This window comes from Streptomyces sp. NPDC047453 (assembly GCF_040643155.1).
Classification (GTDB): Bacteria; Actinomycetota; Actinomycetes; order Streptomycetales; family Streptomycetaceae; genus Streptomyces.
In genome coordinates this window covers 1-3,488 of record NZ_JBEYTS010000162.1, presented here as the reverse complement: position 1 = coordinate 3,488, position 3,488 = coordinate 1, and the positions used below count along the sequence as shown (strand labels likewise).

Genomic DNA, 3,488 nt, shown 5'->3' with positions numbered 1-3,488 from the left:
GGTAGTCCAGTGCACGCTCGCGCGGCTCGGACCTGCCAAAACGGTGGGCGAACCGGGCATGCAGCCCGGCCATCCCCTCGGACCACGACTCAACCCGCTCGACCGTCAACCCATCAGCACACAGTCACATCAACGACAGACGCCGTTGATCGTCACCCCAGATGCGGTTGCAGTACTAAGAGCTGTCCCGTAACTATCGAACTATCGTCTCAGCAACGCCGGGCGGCATGATGACCTCTGTGACGAACAGCGCGGATCTGCACCCTGCCCGGTTGCCGGGTTACGGCGATGAGCCGTTCACTCACCGGCCTGAGCTGCTGAACGAGCGATCGTTCTGGCTGGTACACCTCCACAACTGGGCGGACAGCACAGACGTGGAGGAGCTGCTGTACGGAGCCGACTACGAGGCGGCCGGAGCTTTCCAGCGCCGGTTGTTCGAGCAGGCCGACTGGCCCACATTCACCATCCCACTATGGGCCGGCCACCGCCTTCATATCGTCTACCGCACGTTCGAGGAGGACGAGGGCGTCGACTATCTCCTGCACCACCCCGACTGGGATCGGGTCGAGCTCCTCGCCACGGAGGAAGGCCACTTCATGGGCCCCGGCCTGTCCTGGCCGGAGTTGGTCGCAGCGGCGGGCAACGCCTTGCCCGGCGGCACCACCACAGACTCCCACGCCCGCTTGCTGCTCCTGCTGCCCGCCCTCGGCGACGACGCCCCACCGGACGATGCGAAGGATCGCCTGGCGGCTGCCTTGCGGGCCCGCGCTGGAGCCGACGCCGCCGACACGCTGGCCGCCGCCCTCCTCGAAGCCCAGGGCCTGTGGGGTCCGGCGCGCTGGACGACCACCGAACGCGGTGTCCGCATCAACGACGGCGAGTACTCGGTTCGCAACCCCGCAAACCTCGCTCTATCGCGCGACCGCCTGGCCAGCGTTTCTGTCGCACTGGCTCCTTAATCGGTTCGCAGCAACGTCTGCGATGATCTTGGCCGTGGTTGGTGTGATTACGGCGTCGGAGCCGCCCTGGATAGCCCCGTTCACCGGGCTGAGCCCGCGCGCCTTCGGCAAGCTGGTGGCTCAGCTGCGGCGCGAGGGCGCCGACGCCTCCGGCCGGGGACGACCTTGGAAGCTGTCGTTGGAGGACCGTGTGCTGCTGGTGGCAGCGTACTGGCGGACGAACCTGACGCTGCGACAACTGGCCCTGCTCTTCGGGGTGTCGAAGTCCGCGCCGACCGCGTCATCGACCACCTCGGCCCGAAGTTCGCGCTCCAGCCGCGAAAGCGATTCGCGGTGCTGATCGTGGACGGCACCGTGCGCCACGAGGCGCTTGATGACCGGGCGGGGGTGAAAGGACTCCGCCACCGGGCTGTCGCAGCAGTCCGGTTGAAGCTGAGGGCAGCCTGATCCGGGGGACGTCGGTGAGGGTGGGAAGCAGCCCTGACAACGCCGGGACGTACTGGCACTGCCAGACGGTACGGGTCCGGCAAGCGAGACGAGAAGGTGTACGCGAGGAACCAGTGGCAAAGCTCCGTAAGCGACGAACCGGCTCCAACCTGGTGGATATGGGCCGGGATGCAGTGCGTGACCGCTCTGGCGGTCAACTCCGAAGCCGCGTAGTGCCGTCGGTGAGGAGGTCACGATGAAGGACTGCGGCGTAGTCGTGGCGATGCTGCCGGAGCAAGAGCTGGGCATCTCCCTCGTCAACTGGTCATCGAGTGAACGTGGGAACCATCCTCGGTCGCCCTCCGGACCGGGCAGCCAGCTTGGTCCAGGGCAGGCCCGTCGCCGGCCGAGGGCCGCGGGATGGGGCGGAGGTCTCGTAGTAGTCCGAGCGCGCGAGAGGTGCGTACATGGCGAAGGGGACCAGCAAGTCAGCAGGGAGGAGACTGGAATGCCAGGAGGCCGTTGGTGAACACCGACGAACTGGAGTCGGCCTTGTATTGGGCCGAGCGCCGGGTACTGGGGATTCAGACCAAGCTGCACCAGTGGGCCAGCGGTGATCCTCATCGCAGGTTCGACGATCTGTTCAATCTCGTGTCCGATCCCGCGTTCCTTCTTGTCGCGTGGGCTCGGGTGCGGGGCAACAAGGGTGCTCGCACCGCCGGAGTGGACGGGCGAACCGTCCACTACATCGAGGCAGAGCGAGGGGCCGAGGGATTCCTCGACGAACTGCGGTCGTCGCTGAAGGACCGCAGTTTCCGCCCGTTGCCGGTGCGTGAGCGACTCATTCCCAAGGCGAATGGGAAACTCCGCCGCCTTGGGATCGCGACGGTCACCGACAGGGTGGTCCAAGCATCCTTGAAACTGGTACTGGAGCCGATCTTCGAGGCGGATTTTCACCCCCAGAGTTACGGGTTCCGTCCGAAGCGCCGGGCCCAGGACGCGGTAGCGGACGTCCGTCACCTGACATCCCGTTCCTATGAGTGGATCGTGGAAGGCGACATCGCCGCCTGTTTCGACGAAATTTCGCACCCTGCTTTGATGGACAGGGTGCGAAAGCGCGTGAGAGACAAGCGTGTTCTGGTCTTGGTGAAGGCGTTCCTCAAGGCGGGCATCCTCGGCGAGGACAAGGCCCTAAGAGCAACCGATGCCGGTACCCCGCAAGGATCGATCCTCTCACCGTTGCTGAGCAACGTGGCCCTGTCCGTGCTGGACGAGTTCATCGCCCAGTCGCCGGGCGGACCTCGTGTCAAGCAATACCAGCAGGCGAAGCGCCGCCGTCACGGTCTGCCCAACTACCGGTTGATCCGGTACGCGGACGACTGGTGCCTGGCGGTCTCAGGCACCCGAGCCGATGCTGAGGCCCTGCGCGAGGAGATCGCGATCGTGCTCTTCACCACGATGGGCTGCGCCTGTCGCGGGAGAAGACACTGATCACCCATATCGAGGACGGTCTCGACTTTCTCGGCTGGCGCATCCAGCGTCACCGGAAACGAGGCACCAGCAAACACTTCGTCTACCTCTATCCAGCCAAGAAGGCGCTTCGCTCCATCATGGCCAAGGTGAAGAAGTTGTGCTGGCAGGACGTGAACCTGCCGCTCGATGCCTTGCTGCACCAACTCAACCAGGTGCTGCGGGGCTGGACCGCCTAATTCAAGCACGGTTCATCGAAGGCGACCTTCAACTACCTGCGGGCCTACACCTGGAAGCAGGTCTTTGGATGGCTCCGCCGAAAGCATCGGCGAACCAACTGGAAGGAAATCCGCCGCAAGAACACCAGCGACGGATGGTGGCCCGCCACCTGCGAGGTAACTCTGTTCAACCCGGGGGCAGTAAAGATCGTCTACTACTCCTACCGGGGAACGAAAATACCCACCTGGTCCCCACCCGGGACCACAATGTGGCCGAGCAGTCGAAGAATTACCGCTACTCCACCAACCATCAGGTGGTCATTGACCTCGATTCGTCAGCGGGTTTCGGTCGCTGATCGGTGCGGCTGTTCGCCCGTAATGTCCTCTGCCGTTGGAGGACGGGCCGTCGCGTGAC

The 3,488-nt window shown here is 64.7% G+C and carries 2 protein-coding genes and 2 pseudogenes; all 4 read left to right on the top strand.

Annotated features, from left to right (window positions below; genetic code table 11):
* Nucleotides 1–239 precede the first annotated feature (239 nt).
* On the top strand, nucleotides 240–959 hold the full coding sequence (locus ABZ818_RS42610) for a hypothetical protein (RefSeq protein WP_361427660.1): 720 nt from the start codon (nucleotides 240–242) through the stop codon (nucleotides 957–959).
* A 34-nt stretch (nucleotides 960–993) separates the two neighbouring features.
* Nucleotides 994–1,316 (top strand): annotated as a pseudogene (locus ABZ818_RS42605) (transposase family protein); the annotation flags it as partial.
* A gap of 594 nt (nucleotides 1,317–1,910) precedes the next feature.
* Entirely contained in the window at nucleotides 1,911–2,876 is a 966-nt protein-coding gene (locus ABZ818_RS42600; RefSeq protein ID WP_361427657.1) for a reverse transcriptase domain-containing protein, read from the top strand.
* A gap of 397 nt (nucleotides 2,877–3,273) precedes the next feature.
* A pseudogene (locus ABZ818_RS42595) lies at nucleotides 3,274–3,408 on the top strand (IS5/IS1182 family transposase); the annotation flags it as partial.
* Between the last annotated feature and the right edge of the window lie 80 nt (nucleotides 3,409–3,488).